The 24,044-nt window shown below is 45.5% G+C and carries 12 protein-coding genes; 9 read left to right on the plus strand and 3 right to left on the minus strand.

Features of this window, described 5'->3' with window-relative positions; translation table 11 throughout:
- Positions 1 to 337 precede the first annotated feature (337 nt).
- Positions 338 to 2,185 carry a hypothetical protein gene (locus LVQ96_03175; GenBank protein ID MCW6170151.1) on the plus strand — a complete coding sequence of 616 codons (1,848 nt, stop codon included), beginning with the start codon at positions 338 to 340 and terminating at the stop codon, positions 2,183 to 2,185.
- A 503-nt stretch (positions 2,186 to 2,688) separates the two neighbouring features.
- Here LVQ96_03175 and LVQ96_03180 read toward each other — a convergent pair.
- Entirely contained in the window at positions 2,689 to 3,327 is a 639-nt protein-coding gene (locus tag LVQ96_03180) for a hypothetical protein (GenBank protein MCW6170152.1), read from the minus strand.
- 594 nt (positions 3,328 to 3,921) lie between these two features.
- Between LVQ96_03180 and LVQ96_03185 the strand changes: the two genes are divergently transcribed.
- The 7 genes from LVQ96_03185 to LVQ96_03215 all read left to right on the plus strand — a co-directional run bounded on the left by LVQ96_03185 (position 3,922) and on the right by LVQ96_03215 (position 19,187).
- A complete protein-coding gene (locus LVQ96_03185; protein MCW6170153.1) occupies positions 3,922 to 7,416 on the plus strand; it encodes a penicillin acylase family protein in 3,495 nt (1,164 codons plus the stop codon).
- Positions 7,417 to 7,602: 186 nt separating this feature from the next.
- The gene (locus LVQ96_03190; protein MCW6170154.1) at positions 7,603 to 11,583 is read left to right on the plus strand and encodes a hypothetical protein; all 3,981 of its coding nucleotides are present in this window, start codon (positions 7,603 to 7,605) and stop codon (positions 11,581 to 11,583) included.
- A 176-nt stretch (positions 11,584 to 11,759) separates the two neighbouring features.
- On the plus strand, positions 11,760 to 13,661 hold the full coding sequence (locus LVQ96_03195; protein MCW6170155.1) for a DUF2079 domain-containing protein: 1,902 nt from the start codon (positions 11,760 to 11,762) through the stop codon (positions 13,659 to 13,661).
- Between the two features lie 78 nt (positions 13,662 to 13,739).
- Positions 13,740 to 15,467 (plus strand): hypothetical protein, encoded by a 1,728-nt coding sequence (locus LVQ96_03200; GenBank protein ID MCW6170156.1) that lies wholly within the window; start codon positions 13,740 to 13,742, stop codon positions 15,465 to 15,467.
- 411 nt (positions 15,468 to 15,878) lie between these two features.
- Positions 15,879 to 18,104 (plus strand): thermopsin family protease, encoded by a 2,226-nt coding sequence (locus tag LVQ96_03205; GenBank protein MCW6170157.1) that lies wholly within the window; start codon positions 15,879 to 15,881, stop codon positions 18,102 to 18,104.
- Between the two features lie 287 nt (positions 18,105 to 18,391).
- Positions 18,392 to 18,913: a hypothetical protein gene (locus LVQ96_03210; GenBank protein ID MCW6170158.1), complete on the plus strand. Its 522-nt coding sequence runs from the start codon at positions 18,392 to 18,394 to the stop codon at positions 18,911 to 18,913.
- Between the two features lies 1 nt (position 18,914).
- Entirely contained in the window at positions 18,915 to 19,187 is a 273-nt protein-coding gene (locus LVQ96_03215) for a hypothetical protein (GenBank protein ID MCW6170159.1), read from the plus strand.
- Between the two features lie 51 nt (positions 19,188 to 19,238).
- On the opposite strand, the gene LVQ96_03220 is transcribed toward LVQ96_03215, so the two are convergent.
- The gene (locus LVQ96_03220) at positions 19,239 to 19,511 is read right to left on the minus strand and encodes a hypothetical protein (protein MCW6170160.1); all 273 of its coding nucleotides are present in this window, start codon (positions 19,509 to 19,511) and stop codon (positions 19,239 to 19,241) included.
- A gap of 436 nt (positions 19,512 to 19,947) precedes the next feature.
- A complete protein-coding gene (gene argS, locus LVQ96_03225; protein ID MCW6170161.1) occupies positions 19,948 to 21,606 on the minus strand; it encodes an arginine--tRNA ligase in 1,659 nt (552 codons plus the stop codon).
- Positions 21,607 to 22,088: 482 nt separating this feature from the next.
- On the opposite strand from argS, the gene LVQ96_03230 reads away from it, so the two are divergent.
- Positions 22,089 to 23,954 carry a glycoside hydrolase family 15 protein gene (locus LVQ96_03230; protein ID MCW6170162.1) on the plus strand — a complete coding sequence of 622 codons (1,866 nt, stop codon included), beginning with the start codon at positions 22,089 to 22,091 and terminating at the stop codon, positions 23,952 to 23,954.
- The last annotated feature ends 90 nt before the right edge of the window (positions 23,955 to 24,044 follow it).

The following is a 24,044-nucleotide window of genomic DNA, read 5'->3' on the forward strand; positions in this document are numbered from 1 at the left end:
CGAAATGCGCTCTTTCTCTACGTATTGGTTGCGCTTAGTGATCCGGGTGGTCACGTGTCTCGATCTTCATCGGAATTACCCGCGTTCCGCAGGCACCCGTTCAACCCGGATATCATCTTATGCATTTTTTCTCATATATTTACACATGCGCAATGAGGAACGCGGGAACGAGTGTTACGGATCCAGTTACGTTCATACAATACGAGCTTGAAGAAAGGTATATAATGGGGCAGGAGTCCAGATAGAAGGATTTTTTTAATCTCTTTCCAGTTCATGAGGTGATGATATGGTAGGCAATGATACGTAAAGGACAAAGGAGGAGAAAACAAAGATCGTCATGGCGGTCCGGCAAACTCATCACGGGGACGGCGGTTTTATAAGCGTTGGCGGAAACGGTTTAACATTCTATAAGGGTGGAATTTTTCAGTCACCGTACAATACTCTGCCGGGATTTTTGGAATCCGCTTCATGGAATGGCCAGGAATTTTTGGTAGGGGGTTCAACTTACTTCTATCAGAAACCCATCAACAGAAATAATTATGGATTCAATGATGGTCCCCTATTAGCTTTGTATTACCCCGAGGATAATACGTTGGTAAACGAGACGAGTATTCTTCCTTCTTTTCTCCTTCACAATAATGGCACAATTGTTCAGACCGTGTGGAATGGATCGGTGTTTTACATACTCGGAGAGTATGGAAATGTGTCAGAATCCTCGGAGAATATAGTATTATTTTCGTACAATCCATCAACGAATCAACTACAGAATATGACCCATCTTCTTCCTAGTACTTTGAAAGCTCATATGACCGGCATGATTTATACAAACTACGGACTATTTCTGCTACTCTATGGATATTATGGGGCTAACTTGACACTTCTGACCCCTTCAGGTCATGTAGAAGATCTATCCTATATACTGCCTCCTAATTTTATATTCAACGACTGGAGCACTGAAGGAACCCCGATGACATTTGCAAACGGTCTACTTGCAATTGCTGGCAACTACGTGTCTAATAATACAGCAGATATTATAACATATAATCCGCAGAACGGCACGCATATCAATTATGCGCCGATAATGCAGAATGTGACCGGTTATGTAACATCCGTTGTGTACGATTTGGGTTTTTACGTTATCGTTGGATCAACTGATGGTTATAATTCTCCCAGTCCTGCGATCCTCTGGGCTCTATACCCCTTGGAAAATACGATTTATAATCTGTCTGATTTAGTTCCTTCAAATTTCACGCAAATAACTACTGCAGCCTCACACGATAATCAGATATTTATGTCCATAAGCTTCGTGGGAGGTGTATACTTTGGGGAGCTATCTTTAGCGGCGGCTTTTCCAGTTACGTTCCTGGAATCCAATCTTCCGTCAGGATTGAAATGGTTTGTTAACATAACAGAGAGCAATGGAACGACTTATGATTCAGGAGCGATCTCAGGATCGTCATACATTTTCTACTTGCCTGACGGGACATACTCATACACCATCGCATCGTCTGAGAGATCATCAGTTCCGATACAATCCCGCGGATCGTTCACTGTCGATGGCACACCGGTATCTGAATCCGTGGTCTTCCTATCCATATTCCGGTACACGGTAACCTTTTCCGAAAATGGTCTTCCGAAGGGAACAGAATGGTTTGTGAACTTAAGTAACGGTCGATCGTATCATTCTGTATCCGATATCATCTCCTTCCAGGAACCGAATGGAATATACGCATACACGATCTCAACACCTGACACTTCTTACAAACCACCTTCATCAGGTTCGTTTACAGTAGACGATTCCTCGGTTTCAGTATCTGTAAAATTCTTGCAGGTAGATTACACGGTAACCTTTTCTGAAAACGGTCTTCCGAACGGAACGGAATGGTTTGTGAACCTTAGCAATGGCCAGTCATTCTCATCAACAAACAGCACGATATCATTCTCGGTTCCCAACGGAACGTACTCTTACACAATCACAACAGTCTCTGGTTATCGATTCCATGCATTATCCGGATCGATATCTCTCACAGGCAGGGGCTTCTCAAAGAGCATAACATTCCCAACTACGGATAGATCACCTGAAAAATCCGGGATATCCGGTGCATCATTCTACATAATCATAGTCGGAGTCACAGCTGCAGTCGTCGGTGCAGTCGTTGCGATAATGATTAGAAAGAAGAGGTAATCTTTCCTATAATTTACTCATTCTGCATGCTGACTGTTAGGTTCCAAATCGATAGCTGCAGTACATTCCTATCAGAGAGTCAAATCACTATTTCGGTAACAGAGATCTAAAAGGATCAAACGATGATTCTTGAAAGTTTTCAACCACAATTGACGCGTCCTTTATCTGAATTTTCCCTTCCCTTCATTGGGCGGAACTATCTTGTCTGTGATCTGCACAATCAATGGCACATGTGGTTCGGGCATATCCAAAAATTATGAACTGGTAAGTAATGCTCGAGATCACTCGGACATGTCATGAAACATTAGACGCTCTACACCATATATGAAATTAATGGTAATCCAAGGTACAGTCTGGCGAATATGTCGCGCCACAGGTACTGGAGGTAAATGCCACAATATCTCGGAAAAGCATTACCCCTGTAGAAATATTTATAGAGCAAGTTCAAGAAGGGCGCTCTAAAATTTCTTGCGGAGTATTGGTTATTAAGGGGATCTTGCGTTTCAACTACCGAAATTAAAGTTATGTTTCCTAACATCCTCTACATCTGCCTGGACATCTTGAGGCACATATAAGGTTATGATGCCATCAATCCATCTTCTCCAGTTAATTTCCTCCTCCGTGTTGTTCGGTATAACACTGACGTTAAGAACATGGGTTTCGTGTGTTTTGTTGCAGGCAAGAGCGAAGAAACCTAATTCGTATAACTCGTTTCGTATATCTGATGCGGAAGCATTGTTAGGTATAAAGATTTCAATACTGCCGCTGTGGTGAATGAGGCTCAGCTCTCCTTTGCTAAAAGCCTTTGTCTTCGGAACAATCGCTTCCAATGCCGCCAGACTTTCATGATCCACACTCATGCGCAAAAGACCAACTTGGTTAATTGAGGCATATCTTCTTTTTACATCTTCCTTACGCTTTTCTTCTCTCTGGATCTCCAGTTTGCGTTTTCTTTCTGCCTCTTTTAAAATTCTTCGTTCCCTCTTGATCTTTTCGATCGCATGCCTGACACTCTGCAGTGAGTCTGTGTGAAGTCTGGCGGCGATCTCTCCTGTGGAAAGGCCCTCATCGAGAAGATTCTCGATCTTATTATAGTTATAGGATCTTCCGCGAACATTTTTTACTTTGCCTTTATTGATCATTATAACCCTAAAGGCATTCTATTTGCATATTTTTATCTTTCTACATATATATACAAACAATATACATTGTATTGCATTTGTCTATGCATTACGCTGCATTAAATTTAATTTTAATTGCATCATCGTTGAACCTGTTGTGCATCAAAATTGCATCATAGCTGCATTATCTTTATCTATTTTTTAAGTAACCTTTCCTTGGCCATCCACGGAAAAGGAATGAAAATCAACGGAAACAGACTTGCAGAAACTAAAAATTTTCTTATAGGTAACGTTTAAAAAGATATGACTACGCAACGTCATTTTAAAAAAATGCAACAGAAATCTAATAATCGCGTATCATTGCCCTTGGAATTAACCTGTGCTCTTGGTGGGTATGGATTCACGTTGCCTGCACAGATCTCCAATTCAGTTCGTCAGTGTTAGAGATGCATAGATGATAATCGACAACAAAGGCGACCTAATTACCTAGTCCATTATTATGTGTCTCAGAAATCATGGGAAACCCGCGCTAAAACGCTGTCTTATAGCCCATCAATGCCTCCAAAACCCTCATATCAGGAAATATTTTTATATCTCGATGTAGTCTATAGTATTATGAAAGCAAAACGTTTATTATTGACAATGTTGCCTGCGGTTCTGATAGCTGTCATAATGATATCCGGAGCCTTTTCTGCAGCCCAGTTTACACAGCAGAGATCCGTGCAGGCAAAACCGGAACTTGTTTTTAATAACCAGACACTAAACCTGAGCGGTTTGGAACACAGCGTGAATGTTGTTCAGGACAGCAACGGCGTATACCACATATACGCCCAGGACAACCACGATCTGTTCTATGCCCTCGGCTTTGTGCAGTCCGAAAACAGACTGTTTGAGATGGAGACATACGCCCTTGAAGGAATGGGTCTCATGTCAACATTTTTCGGCCCGTCTTATCAGCCGTATGATGAATTTCAGGCGCTTACAGGCGCGCCTCTGACAGCTCAGAGGGATTGGAATTCCGTTGTGCAGAACAGAACCACAAATGCCACCGACAGCCTTACATATGCCGCACTTACTGCATACGCAGAAGGCATAAACTCATACATAAACTACACGCGAGATATCGGAGTTCTTCCGACAATGTTCGCCCTTACAGGTACAACTCCATTTTACTGGTCTCCTGTATACTCCTTCGCCGTTCAGGAGGTCATGACGCAGTCTCTTGCCTTCGGAACGAATCCTCTTGTATTCTCCCTCGTCTATTCTCTTCTCGGGAACCAGACATACGACCTGATACCGACATTCTCCCCGGTACAGACTTATTATTACGGTGGCTATACAGGCGCGCCTAACCAGAGCGTTCTGGCAATGTCGCAAAATACGTATCCGGTAAATGCGGCGCTGAGATCGCTTATCGTCAAGGTTATGGAGGAGTTCGATCCCCTCTCGATCATAACAAAGAACGATACTCTCGACATGTCATACTGGCTCCCGCATGGGCACAGCAACGAATGGGTCGTTGCAGGGAACAGAACAGCGACAGGCTACCCAATACTGACCGGTGGCCCTGTTCTGGCGTTCTCACTCCCGTCAATATGGTTCCAGGTTCAACTTGTCGATCCCTCTTTTGACGTCTACGGTGTCGTTCTCCCCGGAGCTCCCTCGGTAATCATAGGCTTCAATCGGAATATCGCATGGACACTTACCGATGTGCAGGACATATCGAGCCAGAACTTCTTCTTCTCACAGACGGTGAACAACGGAAAATACTTGTGGAATGGCTCTTATTTCCCGGTGAAGCAGTATGACATAAACGGCGTCGAAGTCAACTGGACAAACCTGGGACCGATAATGGCACTCAACGGTACTACGGCACTCGTTATGGACTGGCTTGGAAATCGAGTGTCCAATGAGATAGGCATCCTTCTTGACATCAACACGGCTTCAGACTGGTCGCAGTTCCGTTCGGACCTGAGCATGTGGGTCGCTCCGTTCCAGAACTTCGCCTTCGCTGACAGAAACACTATCGGAGATATATCTGCAGGGATGTATCCAATATTTTCTTCATCCAGCGGCATTCCTTACAACCCTGCCGGGGTTATGCCAGGGAACGGCGAAGAGTACATCTCAGGTGAAATTCCTTACAGCATGATACCGCATGCGGTCAATCCGCCATCTGGATACATTGTATCCTCGAACCAGAGGCAGGTGGGCCCGTCATATCCCTACTGGCTCGGAAACACGCTCACCAACAGCCCCGGTTACAGGGCAGAGCTTGAGGCGTCATATCTCGCTACGCACCCGAAAGTGAGTGTGCAGGACATGATGAATCTTCAGCTGAAGAACTTCACAGACTATGAGGCTGTCCTGGCGATGCCCTACATTCTCTCCGATCTTCCTCATACCGGCTATTCCGGTGCGGTATCGAGCATGTTCTCCTCGTGGAACGATAGCATGTCGCCCTCCTCGAAAACTGCGACAGTATGGTTCTTCTTTTACGAGAACCTCTTCAACGATACATTCATACCCTATCTCACAGAGAAGGGATGGATACCCTCATACGAGAATGTCCTTGGATATCCGTCGGGCCTGAGCGGAAGCCTTCCCAACACTTCAGGATACTCACCCATGGACATGGTCATGCTTCAGGTGATCGAACAGGGAACCGCAAAGCCATTCTCGAATATGAGCGTGGCTTCGCTCATGTCCGAGGCTGCAAACCAGACCATGTCGTATCTTAACTCGAATTTCCCCAGCGGGAACTACACATGGTCGAATTTCTACGGCTTCGTCTTTCCGAATCTGTGGGGCATATCTCAGTTCAATGTCGGCCCTCTCGTGACAGGTGGAGATTTCAACACACCGAACGACGCAGGCGGAATATCCCCGGACTTCCCGCAGGGTGGCCAGAGCTGGGTCATGGTTGCGAACCTCTCGAACCTCTCGAATTCATACGGTGTATACCCCGGGGGGCAGAGCGAGAACCCCGAGAGTCCGCTATATGCGAACTATGTCAGTGACTGGGTATCCGGCGATTACCTTCACCTCCTCTTTGTTTCCAATTACACTCTCTTTTCCTCAAGCGAGGTCATGGATCGTTCGCTCTTCGTTCCTGACAGTGTGCCCGGCGATATGACAGCTAAGATTGTTGCATATTCGGGCGAGATCATCACCGGAACGGTGAACGCCACAGGATACGACTTCGGTGTGTACATCGAACCGGGCGTGACCAACGTCTATGTATTCCACGCCCGTGTTTTCGGAGCCAACGATCAGGGCATAATTGCTGTGGACACACATGGCATATTCATCGTCGACAGCAATATAAGTCACAACGATCTCCATCCGAATCCGGCCATACCTCTTAACACAGGCCTCGGCTTATACGGTGTATCCGATTCATACGTGATCGGTAATATCGTGACCTATGACGGAGCCGGAGGCATCGTTGTCGCGAACACTGGAAAGATACCCACGGGACTCCCGTTCCCTCAGGAGAACATGTCAGCGAACAACAACTTCATCGCGCAAAATTACGTTGCCTATGACGCAGACGGATGCGGTATCGTCATAGCGGCGTTCAACGCAGGATCGACGGTTGCAAACAACTGGGTCTTCAATAACACGGTCATGGGAAGCATGCAGCTCAACAACGGAACCTTCACTGGACCGTATGTCGGTACCATCGTGGTTGCTGCAGACACACCCGGTACGATGAACACAGGAACCGTAGTTCTGGACAACACGGTGATCGGAGGTCTCGAATCGAGCATAGTCGTCAACGCCCAGGCTCCAACAGCTGAGGTTAATGGTGTGGATATCATAGGGAACGTCCTGATACATGGTGGATTCCAGAGGGTCAACGCACCACCCTTCAGCAATGCTTCCGATCTCAACCTCCCACCTGCTCCTAATGCGATCGCGGTCTACGGGAACTACCAGCCAGGCATGCCCTTCTCACCTACAGTTGTGAACGTCTTCGCCTTCGACAACACAATCGAGGATCAGGGTATCGGCATATGGGTTGCCAACTCGTACCACGATGTCTTCGAAGACAACGTATTCCAGAACGTTACGACGGAGTTTGAATCGTTCTACGGTGTAGGATAATTCAAGAGAAATTCGTCAGACGATGTATGACGGAAAATAAAAAAACATTTTTCTCCTTTTTTTTATTAGACTTATAATGCGCAGATAAACATAATGCGGTATTTTCAACACACGAACAATGAATTTTCAAAGAACAGAATGTTCAAATAATTTATATATAACCACGGTATGACACTCTGATAGAAAATGGAACATAAAGTTCTAGCTATAATAGTCGTGACTATTATGGTGCTGTCTGGGTTGGCTGTGCTGGGAGGCACTGTTGCAGCCCAGCCGTCACCAGGTGGCCACACAGCAACCGCCCTTGCGACAAGTTCATCGCCTGGGCAATCGAGCCACGTGCTCTCTACACCAACACCGAACATAGCATTTTCGCCAAATGTTTTGACAGCAACTCAGGTCGATGGTCAAACGACTATAACGCCAAGTGTTTATAATGTTGTTCTAGTCTCAACCACATCCATATCGGATTCGAGTTCATCGAATATATACTTCTACTGGGCCACCGGTCCGTACACAAAGGACATATCCACTGGAGCAAGTTTTGAATTTGTACCTTACGCGGGTGAAACCTCAATGCCAGCTGGAACTATAATAACACCTACCAGTACGTCCGGTCCATCAGTCAGTCCAGGACAGACTGTTTATCTTATCGCATCGTTTGATTCTTCCTCGCCTACAAGCGCAGTAGGCTTCGCTCAGTTCACGATCTCGCCGCTGACACCAACGCTTCTGTTATCCTCATCGCTAACAGGAACACCAGCTTCAAGCGCATCAATAGCATCCGGAGCAACCGTTTATGTATCCGGTGGCGGTTACAGTCCGACCACTAGCTCAGTGCCGATCTACTTTAATTATGACGGTTCCTCGATCATGCTCGGGACTGCAAAGGCAGTTGCCGGTACGATAGCGCCGCAGCCTTTCACGGTTCCAATAAACCTTCCCGCTGTCTACCATTCTTCGGCACATTCACTAGGGCATTATGCCTTGGTTGCTGTTGACAGCACAGGCGTCACAGCAGTTGCCGCACTTGAGATAACACCCTCCATAACGTTATCGCAATCTGTGTTGCAGGCTGGTGCTAAGAACACAATAACTGTATCTGGAACAGGATTTGCTGCGAACCAGTATATTCAGGCCAACAGCATAACTGCAGCAGGATCTGCAGGAACAAACTCCTTGGTTACGGTTTCAAGCTCTGGATCGTTTAGCGTTAGCTTTACCACGCCAAAGCTCTCATCGTTCAGTCCTACTCTGTCGAACGATATAGTAAGTGTGTCGGTGACAGAGAGTTATTCATCGTCGGTTTCTTCGACAGGAATAACCGGCGCTTCATCAATATTAACGTCTGCATATGTCTCTTCGCCGACATATAACGAGATGGGTGTGGGAGTTACGAAAGGAGCCTCAAGTTCTGATTTGGTTCATTCCGGTGCTACGCACACTTATGTCGCACTCGGCCTACCCGCATCAACGACTTTCGAGCTCATGGTAGGTCCAGATAGTGTCCTTTCTTTCACCTCTGACGCCTATGGCGGTGCAGTCGGTACTTTCACTGTCCCGACAAACCTTCCAGCAGGTACTTACAGCATGACCGTTGCCAACCCGACCTATGGATTGTCTGCACAAATCATGGTATCACTTACAATAGAGGGATCAGCCACGAGTTCCATGGTGAGCTCAGGTTATTCTTTCTTGCCACCAGGATATCTTGCAGGTGAAACAGGATCTGGGTCGTTCGTTATCGCTGGAACCGGTTTTCCATCTGACGCTTCGATAAGCGTGACTGCATTATCGCCACCTGGTGCATCGATAGGTGATTTTAGTATAGCCTCACCCGCAATGACATCTCTGAACGGTTCCTTCAACTACACGGTAACTGTCTCTTCTGACAACGGCTTTTCCACTGGGGTAACCACTACCTTATACCTGAGTGTTGGAGGAGCATCCGCTACGTTGAGCGATGTCTTTACGCAGTATGTATCTCCTTTAGTGGGTTCATTCAGTAGTCAGATCGGAGCTTCGTCAACAAGTACGGTACCTGATAATGTTTCCCTGCTAATCGGTTCATCATCGCAGGCGCTCCTTTCTGGTGGTTCATACACCCTTATGTTCGGAACGATGGCCATAGTGACCTTTGTTCCTTCATCCTCGGGCGTTAGTGTCACCAGTGAGTTGCCAGGAACCGCAGTTTCAGGCACAACAAGTGGAGTAACCGTACACTTCCTTATACCTACTGTCTCATCCGGTCAGTATCCAATAAACCTTGAACTCGACACAAAGGAAATAGGCCAGACAAGCTATATTGGTAGCTTCTTCCTTGTAACGAACTCAGGTGGAACACCGACAGTCGAAATACAGGACGTTAACGCATTAGAAGCAGCTGCCATTGGAACAAATTACATCGCTTCTTCTTCTGGAGCTGGTGTTGGCATGGCGCAGGGTGCAGTCAGCTCAGCAACAGACTCAGTGCCTGACTCCGCGTATGTCTTCGCATTCGGGTATCCAACTATATCTTCGCCTACAGGATCCGACTATACACTGTTTTCCGCCGGCTCCTTGATAAGTCAGATGACTGCAACTTCCGGAGACTATAGTGCAAATGGCGCGTGGTTCTCCTTCGTAGGTTTAAACGTCGTTCAGGGCGGAAAGTACTTGATAGACGTCAACGACACTTTTACGCAAGCATCTTTGAGCAATGCTGCATACTTCACTGTATCGGCTGCATTCAGTTCGCTCTCGTACTCTGGAAACATAGGCTCAACTGTGTCATTCAGTGTATCTGGCCTCATGCCCAACACGAATTACGTGCTTGAGGTTAACGGGACAGTTTTGATGTCTAGTGGTGCTCCAGTGACATATCTTTCCTTGGGTGACGGTGCAGTGTCTGGATCATTTGTCATCCCAACATTGCCTGTCAGCCAGTCCGTTGGATTTACGGACTATCCACTTGCCATTGCCCTTGCATCAAACCCGTCATCGGTGGTAGCATCATCTGTGCTCAGCGTAACTTTCCCAAACACAACAACCCTATCACCGGGATATGCCGCATTCCCAACTGAACCTGTGTCGTTCTCCTGGCTACTTGCCTCCGGAACATACAGTGGCAGTACACCAATGAATCCATCGACACCTGGAGCTGGTCCGATACAGGTAACAGTGTATCTGGACGGATCGCCTATAACGACGGTTCAGGCCATGTACTCTACCGGTCCAACACTCAGTGGAACATTTGCCATGCCTAATGGAGTTGCCGGAACTGTATACAACATAAGCTTCAGCTACTCGCAGAGCGTTGCTTATTCAAGCGGTTCGTCATACACACCCTACGGTTCAACTGAGTATCTATCCGCGTCTTCGATATATGGTGCGCCTATAGTGCTCTCCACTGGTGCCGGTGCTTTCGTAGTGAGCATCTCAACATCGACCTTGGTGGCTACAATACAGACAGCTATAGGTAACGCAATGAAGGTTCCACTTGCACAGCTGAACGCATCTATAAAGGCAATCAACGGAACAGCAGTACTGATCAGCACAAAGTTCGGTGAGATGAACACGACTCTCGGAATAATGAACGCGTCCATATCTCAGATACTGCAGAACTCCCTGGTCCTCACAACGGATCTCGGCCACGTGCAGGTAACACTCTCTCAGATAGATGCTCAGCTTGTCTCGTTTAACTCATCCCTTGCGGTGATAAACACAACCGCGGGCCAGTTAAAGGTTGATATCGCGAACCTTAACGCTTCGCTGGCTGCTTTCAACGGCAACATAATATCCATAAAGACATCCATTGGAACGATGTCCGGAACCCTTGCAAGCATCAACGGAACCGTTGCAAGCAATGCAGCTGGCATAAGCACCCTTGTGGGATCGACAGCTACAATATCCACTAACCTTGGAACAATAAGTGGAACTGTAACAAGCATTTCCAACGGCCAGGCTACCATACAGACAAAGCTAGGCAATCTCACAACTGCAGTCGGAAACATACAGACGAAGACGAGCAGCGTCTCCTCATCCTTGAGTAACACGCTCATCTTTGAGATCGTCATCCTCGTCCTTGTTGTGATAACTCTCGCTCTGGTCGCAGTTGTGATCATGCGTGGAAGAAAGCAGTCACCGCCAAAAGAGTACAAGGAAGAGCCAAAACAGCCAAAACAGTAAAATAGGGGAGATCCCCCATAATCTTTTTTTTAAATTTTTTATTTAATTTTTCTTGCAATTTTTTACCTATAATTCTTTGAGTATATTTTAGTTCTTACGAAATTTTCATAAGTCTTTAATTTCAGGCGATGAACCTTGCGCAATCTTATAGTATAGAAATGTATTCAGTTTCGCATATGGTGCATCGTATAAGGGAAAGGCTGCCCGGGATAACAGTTTCGCTCTTTTCCGCACTCTACATCTCCTCCATGCTTTATATATCGCTCTTAAAGTATTACACGTTCCATGCGGACTTCGTCGATCTCGGCACTGAGAACCAGGTCTTCTGGCTCCTCAGCCATGGATACCTATATCAGTTTCTTCACCTCTACCATTATGGCGCCGAGCTACAGAAGCCGATACTCTTCGTCATTCTTCCTTTATACTATATTTTTCCGAGCCCGTATCTCCTCATCACGTTGGAAACCATCGCCCTAGGTCTCATCCCTGTGCCGATATACCTCCTCTCGGTAAAGCTCACAGGGTCGAAATGGCTTTCTGCAATCCTGGCCTCACTCTCGATATTCTATTTCCCGCTGGTCTCCGCTAACCTCTTTGATTTCCATATGATGACCTTCTCCCCAGTCCTGTATCTTTCAATGGCTGCCTCATGGGCCCTCGGCAAAAGGAGATTCACGATTTTCTTCGCCGCACTCTCCGCAATGACGAATTCACTCGTCCTCCTCATGGTCATATTCTTCCTCGTCTACGCGATATACATCGAACTCAGGGATCGCGGGATAAAGGCCACGCGCAGTTTGGTTGTCGTTCATTCTGCGATGATCGCAGTCCTTATAGCGGTCATCCTTGTCTATACTCATTTCGGCCTCTACACGTCAGGTGCCGCACCTCCGGGTGTTCCGATTGGCAGTGTAACGACGTTCGGCCTTTCATCGAAGATTGAGCTTTTCATTTATCTTTTTGGTAACACCGGCTTCGTCCCACTCCTCGAGCCATGGACTCTGTTCTTCATGCTCCCCTTCATAGGCTTCATCTTCCTCTCTTCGAATGTCATAAACTACACTCTCTTCGGCCTGATGTTTCCCGTTCTCTCAGCAGGGCCGATGTTCCTCGGTCTCGTCCTGGCAGTATCAAAGCTCGTCAAGTGGAGCGGCTACTTCAAGGATTACGAGAGAAGATTTTCCTTCAAGGGCTTAGTAAGAAAAGCGCGGGAACCTTCAGGAAGGGTCATGATACCATTCGTTATCGCCATGCTTGTTTTTGCTGCAGTATATTTCCCTCTGAGCCCACTGAACTCAGATATCGGTGGATTCTATGGGGGGTACTACAACGGCAACCATCAGGTCGCAAATGACACAACGATCAACGAGAATGTGGTTTTCCTCCACAGCATCCTTGGCCTCATACCGCAGGACGGTTCGGTACTTACACAGGACAACATTCCGCAGCTCTCCGGAAGGGAGTATGTTCAGCCACTAATAACGAGCTACAATTCCGACATACCTTACGACTATCTTCTCCTGGACCTCCCGCTCAATTACTTTGCACAGCCCGGGTTCCTGATACCGATCGCCAACGCTGATATGGCCTCGTCGCATTTCAGGATTCTCGCGGAAGGTAGCGGTGCTCTTCTGCTTGAAGCCAACTATTCCGGCCGCCCGATGATATTCAGACCGATGAATGAGAACATAACAGGATCTCAGATGACACCTGAAGGATCCGGATACATCTCTGGCACCGATCTGTCAAACAACTATGCGGTCAACTCCTCCGAGATGTTCTCCGGCCCGGGTATTACGCTCCTTCCAGGATCGTATAATGTTACGTTCTACATATCTTCAAGGTCGGTAATTCCCATGAACAGTACAATCCTAAGCCTCCAGGTTTACTCTCAGGGCCAGAGGCTCGGGATCTATGACATATTCCAGGGCAACTTCACCACACACGCCGTTTATGCCTTCACCGTTCACTTCACCACAGGCATCGTTCTGCAGAATGTGGACTTCATGGGCATCGGGCCCTCCAGGGATTCGAGTATTACGCTTCACTGGATATCCATATCCCAGCTGTCTGCCTAGAGTCACGCAGATATTTCATAGACAGATCGATCCCGCAGGGAATAAAAATCTTTTTAAACTATTATGGTTTATGTTTTTATGCGAAAATTGACAGTCTTAATAGCAATTTTGGTGGCGGTTGCCATGAGCCTCACATTTTTTGGCTTCAACGCGCCATCTGGAATGCATGCGGTCTCTCCTGCGGAGGTGCAGAGTGCGAATTCTTCTGCCCCTGTAACTGTGATGGCCATAAACCATGAGTATGTATCACACAATACAACAGCTGAATCCTACGGTACGGTAACCTTCCCGTCTGGCCCATTCTCAAAGATCGTCGTGTATTATGAGAACTTCTATGTCTCGAATCCGTGGGACTACAGTTACCAGGTCAAGGTCAACGGTGTGCAGATAGCTTCTGGAAATACAAATGAATCCCAGAACACAACGGTGCACCAGGACGTGACAGAATATTATTCCGTCATCGTCGGTCATAAGGTGAACGTCACAGCTTACACTGCAGAGTGGGAGCCGAATTATTCGGCGTACCAGAGCGTATGGTTCGTTCTCTATCCAGGAGCCAGACCGAACGTGCCGAATGTGGTCATACCGGTGCCCATAACGAAGAGTTTCGCCCCCTCGAAGAACGCTTTTCCGCATAACGTCTTGATACCATACAATACATCGCAGGTTTTCAACGTAACATTTCCCTCTAACGTAACATCGGGGCACATCAATTTCTATGCGCTCCAGAACGGAAATGATGAGGGTTGGTATGCTAACCAGCCCCCATTCAGAGAGTTCATAGTGTCGATAAACGGCACAACGGTTGCGGAGATGTGGCCGTATCCAAATGTCCAGACAGGTGGATGGGATCTCTTCCTCTGGCAGCCTATAACCGCGATAGGGGCTCTGCTCGATCATCCCTACACCTTCAACCTAGATCCGTATGTTTCACTCCTACACGGCACGAAATCGGTAAATATAACCGTGGTCAATAATGAGGATCTGTGGATAAGGGTCGCACTAAACTTCATGCTCTACACAACGAATTCCACAGTTAACAGCACTTTCACAAGCAGGTGGACGGAGATGAACGTATACAACCAGACGCCTGCAACAAACATGACGACAGAGAGCATACCCACATCCGCTGAATGGCTCAATGACTCACAGCTTGTCAAAGAGGATCTAAACGCATCCTCCATGACATCCTACGGTTCTGTAGTTGCGAAGAGGAATTACAACATAACAAACTATTTCAGCGCATACAGCTATGAGTTTGATCCAAGCGATAACATAGTTGTCCCCTACGGCTCCGGCTATCTCCTTGAGTACAATCAAACATTTGGATACGTCGATATGATAAACATCACAACTACAGGGATCATAACCGATGGTAATGTGGTCACGCACACATCGAGTTCAGAGCACCTGATCTATGCAGTATCAATGGTGTTCACTGAAGATCTCGTTCTCAGTCACAACGGCTCGCTCGTTGCTATAATTATTAAGGACAGTGCGCAGCAGAGCAGGTACGAGTTTGACCAGCTTTCAAGGATCACCAACAGTAGAGTGTACGTGAAAACTGTGATAGATGACGCTGCCCTTGCGGGCTACGGTGCATTTGATGGGCAGATAGTGAACGGTGTGATAACGAAGATGTACTACAACCATGCCTCGACATTTAAGACCGAGATACACTCAGATTCTGTATACGACAATGGATCGATGCACTCTACAGGGTATGAAAGGATGCTCTATGCCGTTAACAATTCAGTAATAAGCAGGGATGGCATAATGATCCTCGATAAATACATAATGCTGTGAGCAAAGGCGATCTGGCCCGCACCAAGAGTCCGGCCAGATTGCTTAAACATCATTTTTTTCATCTGCCATCCGAAGGACCATTTTTTCGCTGAAGCCTCCGTGCATGAATTTTCCGTATCGAAAGAAATATGCGCTGCGCATCGGACTGTTCACTCGTCGTGAGGTCGTTCCAGTTAACGCTGTTACGAGTTTTATGAGCAGCGTATAGATGTAAGAATGTGTGAACGAGATATTGTAGCGTATAATCCATCTCCCCGGGGGATTCCGGTAATTATCGCGCTGCCTCTCAGATCCCGGTTATCGATTGTCGGGTGTACCGTTCATGACACCCAGAAGGTCCGTGCGAAGTAGCTGGGTTTGGATTCAAGCCGGTACGGAAATGTTTATCTATATTACTTCATTATCTATTTTATGAAAAAAGTAATTGTAATTTTACTGAGTTTGGTATTTGTTGCAATGGCTTTTGCAGTTTTAACCCCTGTATCCCATTCACAGGATGCAAAAACCGTCGCAACTAGCCCGGATATTTCTGCTGTGCCACTCAAGAACACGATAATGAGTGAACTGAGCGCCAGGGGAATACCGGCAAAGTATGCAAGTCTTCCGAATCTTAATGTCCCGGCTAAGTTCCACGATGGCTTGGTCTCTCCTTCCTATACTTCGTCTCCAGCTCCCATGGGTATAGGCTACTACGGGACGGAGAATGTTTCTGGGCACATGATTTCTATGAACACCACAACGAGCAGCGTTATGGCTTCTATAAACGTTTATAACTTCTCAGACTTCTATCTCCTGAACGATGGTCCGCAAAGCGTCACTTTTCAGCTTAACTCCGTTCTGAACAATGTCACGCTCTTCGGAAACAGCAGTTACACATTCTGGACTCAGAACGTTGTCTTTTATTCCGCGAGAGTTCACCAGCTGACGTTCCTGGACAACATATGGAACTTCTCCAGTCCCGCGATATATATGAGCCCCAATGCACTCTATTCATACAACGGTAACCTCGTCTCTCCTGTTTATTATTTTGATGTAGGCCCAACAATCAATGTGACCTATCCTTTCCATCTATCCCTTTACCTTAATTCTTCCGTTGTTGACAACAGGACAGCAATGTTTTTCAATTACTCCGTAACGACCGGCGGCAAGTCCATGTCGGGGAGTTACGATCAGGTTCTGTTCAATTCAACCTACGGCATGCCTGCCAGCTATTCCGCACCGAGTCCGAAGTATCTCGCCAGTGGGACACAGATAACCCCGACAGGTTACATTCCATATGATTTTGAGATCATGGTTGGTGGCCCGGGAGGTGGAAGCACTTCATCCCTATACTCGCTCAATGCGACTATGAACTTGATGTATAAGAGCGGAACAAGCTACGTTAACGTTCCGTCTGCTTACGATGTGGGTTCTGAAACAGGTGAGACCTCTGAAGGAGTCTCTGTTTCCTGGATTGGTTCGACAGCCCATCTTTCAGCCGGTCCCTCTTTGGTTTACGGTATGTGGAACATCTCTACCGTTTCGTCCATGACAACGTTCACAGGCAGCATCGCACCTTCCAACGCCTTCGCCTTTGTGAGTCCTGCACCTTTTAACGTATCAATGGCAGCCTGGTTGCCGCTTTCAAGCAGTGGTTCATATGATTTTTCACTTCCCAGCGGCTCTTACGCCGTTGAGGTTCTAATGAGCGATTATTCTCCGGTGAATATGACCCTTGGGTCTTCCATGAGTATCTCACTCGTGAGGGACAACGCAATGGGCATTTATGCACCACTTTTCGCAATGAATAACAACCAGATCAAGAACATTTCTCTCAAGGGAACTGGAACGACTTCAAATCCATATGTCATCGACAATGTACAGAATATGCCTATAAATCCGATATTCGGTGAATTTAATGACTTCGGCTTCCCGGTTTTCTACGGCCTGCTCCTGATGAACACGAATGCCCATGTCCTGATAGAACACATGCCTTCCCTCCTGATCAACTATACCGACAGCGCCTATTCCGGTCTCCTGGCATTTTACCAAGTTCCGAAATACAATTACCTCAACTATGAGTTCTACAATACTTCCAATGTCTCCATGTGGCAGAATTACCACATCTCAGGCTGGTTCACTTACGAACAGTCAGGATTTCCTGTCGCTAACATCGTTGTGTGGAACTCAACCTCTGTTCTCGTTGGATCAAACGCAATGAGTGTTATGGATAGCGGTCTTCTTGTATATGGAAGCCCGAATGTGACCATCTGGGGCAACTACATCCTTGAATCATCAGAGGTCTTTGTAAACAGTACTTTCTATGCTCACACGAATATCTGGGGTGCACCTCTTGGTATTGCAGAGTATAGTTCCGGTGACGTGATCTACAACAACTTCTTTGCTGTTCAGTTCAACGCATATAGCCCGAACTCAAGCATATACAACGGTCTGCCTGCAGTTTACATGAACGCCTGGAACATAACTAAACAGTCCGCATCAGTTGTGCACATGTTCAACGGATTCGCCCTATCCGGGAGCATCATCGGGACAAGCTACCAGGGTGGTAACTTCTGGTGGAACTTCAATGGAACTGCTCCCTACAACAACTACGGCCTGATATACTACGGCGGCGATTACGCACCGCTGTTTTATTAGGTCCACATTCCTCCCTCATCTAAAATTTTTTCTGAATATTTTTCTATCCGCCGGTATGTGAGCATTGCAAAAATCCACATCTCTTTCTTTATTAATTGAAGATTTTATTTTTTTCAATTAACGTTACAAATGTTCCAGAGTACATTCATATTTCTTCTGGATGGATGAGTGTTATCCATATGGGGCTGCGACATACAGGGGTGTAAGAGTCATGTTATTCCTCATATGACAAGGAATATGGTATGAGGACAGAATCCTTTAAATATAAACTAAGGTTTAATTGTACGATGACCTATGCAAATATCGCTCTGTATGTAGGGTTTGCCATATCCTTGGTTTCCCTCATCGTTCTAAGCACCATTTACAAGAGGGTACATTCGAAGATTGCCCTTCTTCTCTTCTTCCTTTTTTTTATTGTGTTCTTTGCCCTTCAAATAATGAGTTCATACTACAGGAGTGTAGCGAATGTGGCGATAGTTTTTGAAACGCTTGCCTTTCTCTCCCTCTATTATCCCTATCTAAAGAAGGAGATCGTTTTCATCGCTCTACCGCTCGCACTTATAGGCACGCCTTTTTACATATTGTCCCTGTATTTCGTATCCTATGATCTGTTTGTGATGCTCAGACGTGCAAGAACAGGAAGCAGTTTCATAGTCGGTGCACTGACTGTTTTTATGATATCCGTGATCATGTCCATCGTGAATCTCGCGGTTTTCTCCCAGGAACTGGCGGAGATCTCCTTCGCCGTCCTTGATGTTGGCCTGCTATTGTTTTCCGTTCCTCTCTTTACTGTTACCTTTGGCGATTAGAATGAGAAAGCTCAGAACAGAAACTGAAATAATGGTTGATATACTCAGCCACATTTCCTCCCAACAGTGCACTGTGAGCGAGATAGTGAAGGAGATAAATGTACCTTATTCCAGGGCATCTGAATATGTTAGTCTTCTGATATCAAAAAGATTGGTTTCCATTTATGAAGATAAGGAAAAGAAATTTATAAACATAACAAAGGAAGGAAGTGAGTTTCTCTCAGAGTACAGGAAACTCAGGCACCTGCTCGACATATACGGCCTGAAGCCATGATCCTTTCAGGATCCGGAGAACATTCGCGCACACGTCAGAAATTTTTTCGCCTCATCGTTTTCCAAGAATCAAACTCATCCTTGATCTTTTTTTGTATTCGTTGACTTCTGTTTTCTTGGTCATAGTTTCCTCATAAAGGTCTTCGATCCAGCTTCTGAAATCCGTATCTATCTTGTGGTTTCTCTTTAGATATACATAGTCCTCAATCAACATTCTAGTGAATTCGGGCACACTCAGCTTAAGATCATTCGCAAGGTCATCGAGAAATTTATAATCTGATTCCGGGAGTTCAATATTGATCTTCCTTAGCTCTTTGGAATCCATGTTAGATGATCTCATTGTAGCTTATGGTTTTTTCCATCTCGGCTTCTAGACGGTGTGACTAGGATAGCGGTCTGGGATTCCGCAGTAAAATGCAATGTGATCCAGCTTACGGAAAATGCAGCTCTTTCCTGCGCTGCCAAGGTTATTATGTTTTCCGATCAGAATGGTTCCAAATCGGTATTCGGACAAAATTTATATACCGTTCTATCTGTAACACATTATGAATAAAGAGTTAAAAATTGTCATCGTGATAGTTGTTAGTATTGCACTCGGTGCCGTTGGAACAGTTCTGGGCATAGCTGCATTATTGATACGAAGGAAAAAATAATTCTTTTATTTTTATACTATTTTTTCGTTTTATAGTTACACAAATATAGATGTTTTGACGTTGCTCTGTGGATGTACATCATGTTTTGGAGAAGGATAGGCTATGGTATTACATCTCATCCAGAACTCTAATACCGACAATCTCTGACGCGTCTTTCACAATTTCCCTGTAAGACCTTATGAGAAGCATCCTCCTGCTCCTTACCTCCTTTTCCGAATTAATCACGGGGCAGTTTGTGTAAAAATCGTTGAAGCTCCTAGTTAGGTCGAGAAGGTAATTGGCAATAGTCTCGGGTTTTAGGTTGGCTACAGCATCCTTCAGAACATTGGCGTAGAAGTACATCTTCTTTATGAGTCCTCTCTCAATTTCATCATAGTATTCAGAAATGTCACCCTCCACATCCTGAGCCTTCTTAATTATGCTAGTCGACCTCGCGTAGGAATACATTATGAATGGAGCAGTGTCGCCTTCAAAATCTAGTGCCTCAGACCACCTGAATACTATCTGTTTATTGGCGTTCAATTTAACAATGTGAAACCTTATAGCAGAAACAGCCACAGCCTCAGCTATCTCCCTTAAGTGCTCCTCTGAAAGCTCTGGGCGTTTCTCCTTCACAATCTTGTAAGCCTCATCCCTGGCTCTTTCAATTAGGTCATCAAGCAGTGCACCCACACCTTTCCTTGTGGCCATCTTTCCGCTCTCAAGGGAAACATAAGAATAGAAAACAAAGTCAATTCTTTGCTCATATCCAAGGATATTCTTGAATACCTCGAGTATATGTTTTGAATAATCTTTGTGGTTCTCGCCTAATACGGTGATGCACCAGTCATAATACTGGAATTTGTACAGGTGATAGGCAATGTCTCTTGAAAAGTACAAAGAGGTACCGTCATCTCTGGTCAGAAAAACCTTCTTCCCGTCTAGAGTTATGAATTTTGCTGAGCCTTCACTCTCGACGTGATCTCCAAGAAGATCCAGAACCTGCTCTATGTCCTTATTCTGTACAAGATCGGATTCCCAAGTGAAGTCATCAATTTTAATATCGATTTTATTCAGGGAGGCCATTACTCCGTCTATGATCACTTTGCTGACATTCTTGATACCTGAAAGCAACTCCGGGTCTCCGTTTTCATATCTTCTCATTATGTCGTTAACTTCTTTCTCGGCAGAAGGATCCACCTCGATTTCTTTGCTGATTTCTTGGTACGCCTTCCAGAGGGAATTGACGGTAGGGTTCGGAGATCTATCATATTTGGTATAACCAAGATATAATGATGCAACCTGCCTTCCGGAATCATTAACGAAATACTGTGTAGTCACTCTGTAACCGTACCGGGACAACAAGCGAAAAAGGGAATCCCCAATTATAGAATTCCTGGTTCGTCCGATGTGTATCGGCCCCGTTGGATTCGCACTCGTATGCTCGATGCTAACTCTCTCCGGGTCCTGGAATGTATCTGGGAATCTGCCTCCATGCAGAATCTGTTCCGCGACTGCAGACATCATTGCCGATGGTTTTATCATAAAATTTACGTATCCGCCATTAAATTCTATGTTTTCTATGTAAGGTACATTCAAAAAAGCATTGTTAATTTTCGATCTAATTATATCCGGATTCATCTTTGATTCTTTGGTGATCCTGAAAGTCCTGAATGTTACATCTGAATGTCCTGTATGGTCTATTCCGATATCGCTCTCCCTATAATCTGGAAACTGGTTTTTAAGCTCATCCGAAATCTTTTGCAGATAGTCCTCAAATATCAGCATATTAGCAGTTGATCTTAAAGCGTTATAAAAGAGTTGGTAGGGAGCATCGCTATACAGGAGTGGATTCTTGCGTTAAAACTAAAATAATTGCGCGTGTAGATCTGTTTTAGTAGTTTTAGGCAATAGAAACCGCAGATCATCAGTTTATATGGGGAATTCAACGTATGATTTTCTATTCCATAACAGTCCTGGAATGAGCGCACAACAAATGCAGTCCAGGTATATAAACAAGGAGAGGGTTTAATTTCAGTTTTCGTGGGCAGAGGTGTCTACAAGGAGAACAAGATCATGCTCTAAGAATCAACATTTATGAGTCGAAATTTGCTAGATACATAAATGGTTCATCGAAATTCGTCAGTAAGGTAGGGAATGGAGAATATTGCGAGGCAAAGCAGAAATATAGAATTCCACGATGGAATGTGCGTATGTGTCACAGCATGACTTTAAGAATACCATGCTAATACCGACAGTCAAGTACGTCTATGTCTTTCCAAGTCACACGTAAATACAATGATCTGAAAGTGGATGGTTATCTTAAAATTGCGAACCATGGTTTTATAGCAAGCAACCGAACCGGTGCATTAGTCGGTATCGAGGGGACTATAGACTGGGCATGCCTACCGAATTTCAATTCACCCCCGATATTCGACCAGATCCTGGATAAGAATAAGGGCGGATATTTTACTATACGGCCACAGGGATATGAAGATTTGGAGTTTATCCAGTATTACAAGGAGTTAACGAATATACTTATTACCGAATTTACTTCAAACGGGAAAACCGTTATGAAGATCACGGATTTTATACCCACTTCCGAATATTCTACTATAAAGTTTCCCGAAATACACAGGCTTGTTGAAACAAGGTCTGCGGATGTCAAAGTGCATCTTGAATTCAGGCCAACAATTAATTTTGGAAGAACTGCAGTTACCATAGAAGAGCGCAAGAATGGATTCATTTATAGCTCGGATGGTACAAATGTCGGTATGGTCAGTGAATTGCCACTGAGGCAGGAAGGCAATCTCATAGTAGGGGACAAGCTTGTTCCAAGACACACATCATTATGGTCCATAGTACTTGAAGGGATTACACATCTTGACAAGGTTGAGGATTATAAATCTCTCCAGCGGCTTGAAGAAACAACAGAATACTGGCTTAGATGGAGCAGCATGGGCACCTATAACGGCCTGTATGGTAACGATGTAAACAGATCTGCCCTCATATTGAAAGGACTGTTTTTTGAGCCTACAGGGCTCATGGTCGCAGCTCCAACCACAAGCCTTCCGGAGGTTCTCGGTGGTGAGCGGAATTGGGATTACAGGTATTCATGGATTCGCGATACTGCTTATGTTATCGAAGCTCTGGCCAAGATAGGCTACAAGAGAGAGGCCACACGATTCCTTTACGATATAATGGACACCATTGAGAGGGAAAGGAGAATAAGGACGATATATCCTATTACACCCGACAGCAACGTCGATGAGATAGAGCTTGATTATGATGGGTATGCGGGCTCGAGGCCTGTAAGGATCGGGAACAAGGCATCAGAACAGCTGCAGATCGACCAATATGCTTCCATAATAAACGCAATAGATGCACTCAGCAAGGTGGGAGGCATAATTTCGTCATCTCTCTGGAATTTTGTAGGCGATACCCTGGACACGCTTTCAGAGCTGTGGACATTTCCAGACTCAAGCATATGGGAATTCCGTAGCGAGCCGAGACATTACGTTTATTCCAAGGTCCTTGCGTGGTCTGCTTTCCAGAATGCTATTGATATGGGTAAGAGAGAGAACTTATCGGGCCCTTACAGAAAATGGACGGCTATAGCTGAAGAAATCAAAGTCGATGTATTAAAGAACGGCTTTAACAAAGACGTTAACTCTTTTGTTCAGTATTATGGGGCTTCCGAAACAGATGCAGCCCTCCTGCGTATACCTCTTGTAAATTTCCTTCCCATTACAGATAGGCGTATCCAGGGAACTATAGGAAAAATAGAGAATGATCTGAGGATTACCGATCATCTGTTCAAGCGATACAAGAACGATGATGGTCTCAAAGGGAACGACAACGCTTTCCTTCTTCTATCTTTCTGGTACGTCGAAGTTTTGGTAAAGATGGGGAAGATCAATGAGGCGCGTGACGTTTTCGATTCTCTTATGGATCGCGCGAACCATCTTGGGCTTTTTTCGGAGGAGATCGATATAACAACAGGTGAACAGCTCGGTAATTTCCCGCAGGCCATGACGCACCTTGGTGTGATAAGATCTGCGGTCATACTGAATGCAGCCTTCAGAAACTCAAAGAAGGTCAACGGAAAGATACAGCTGAGAGCGCCAATAGAGTGATCGGCCTGTAATTTTTATCGTATTATTGAAAATTAAACACAGAATGCGTATTTTCAATCATTTCATACATTTTTCAACTGAGCCTTGCCG

The organism is Thermoplasmatales archaeon (genome assembly GCA_026127925.1).
Taxonomy (GTDB): Archaea; Thermoplasmatota; Thermoplasmata; order Thermoplasmatales; family Thermoplasmataceae; genus JAKAYB01.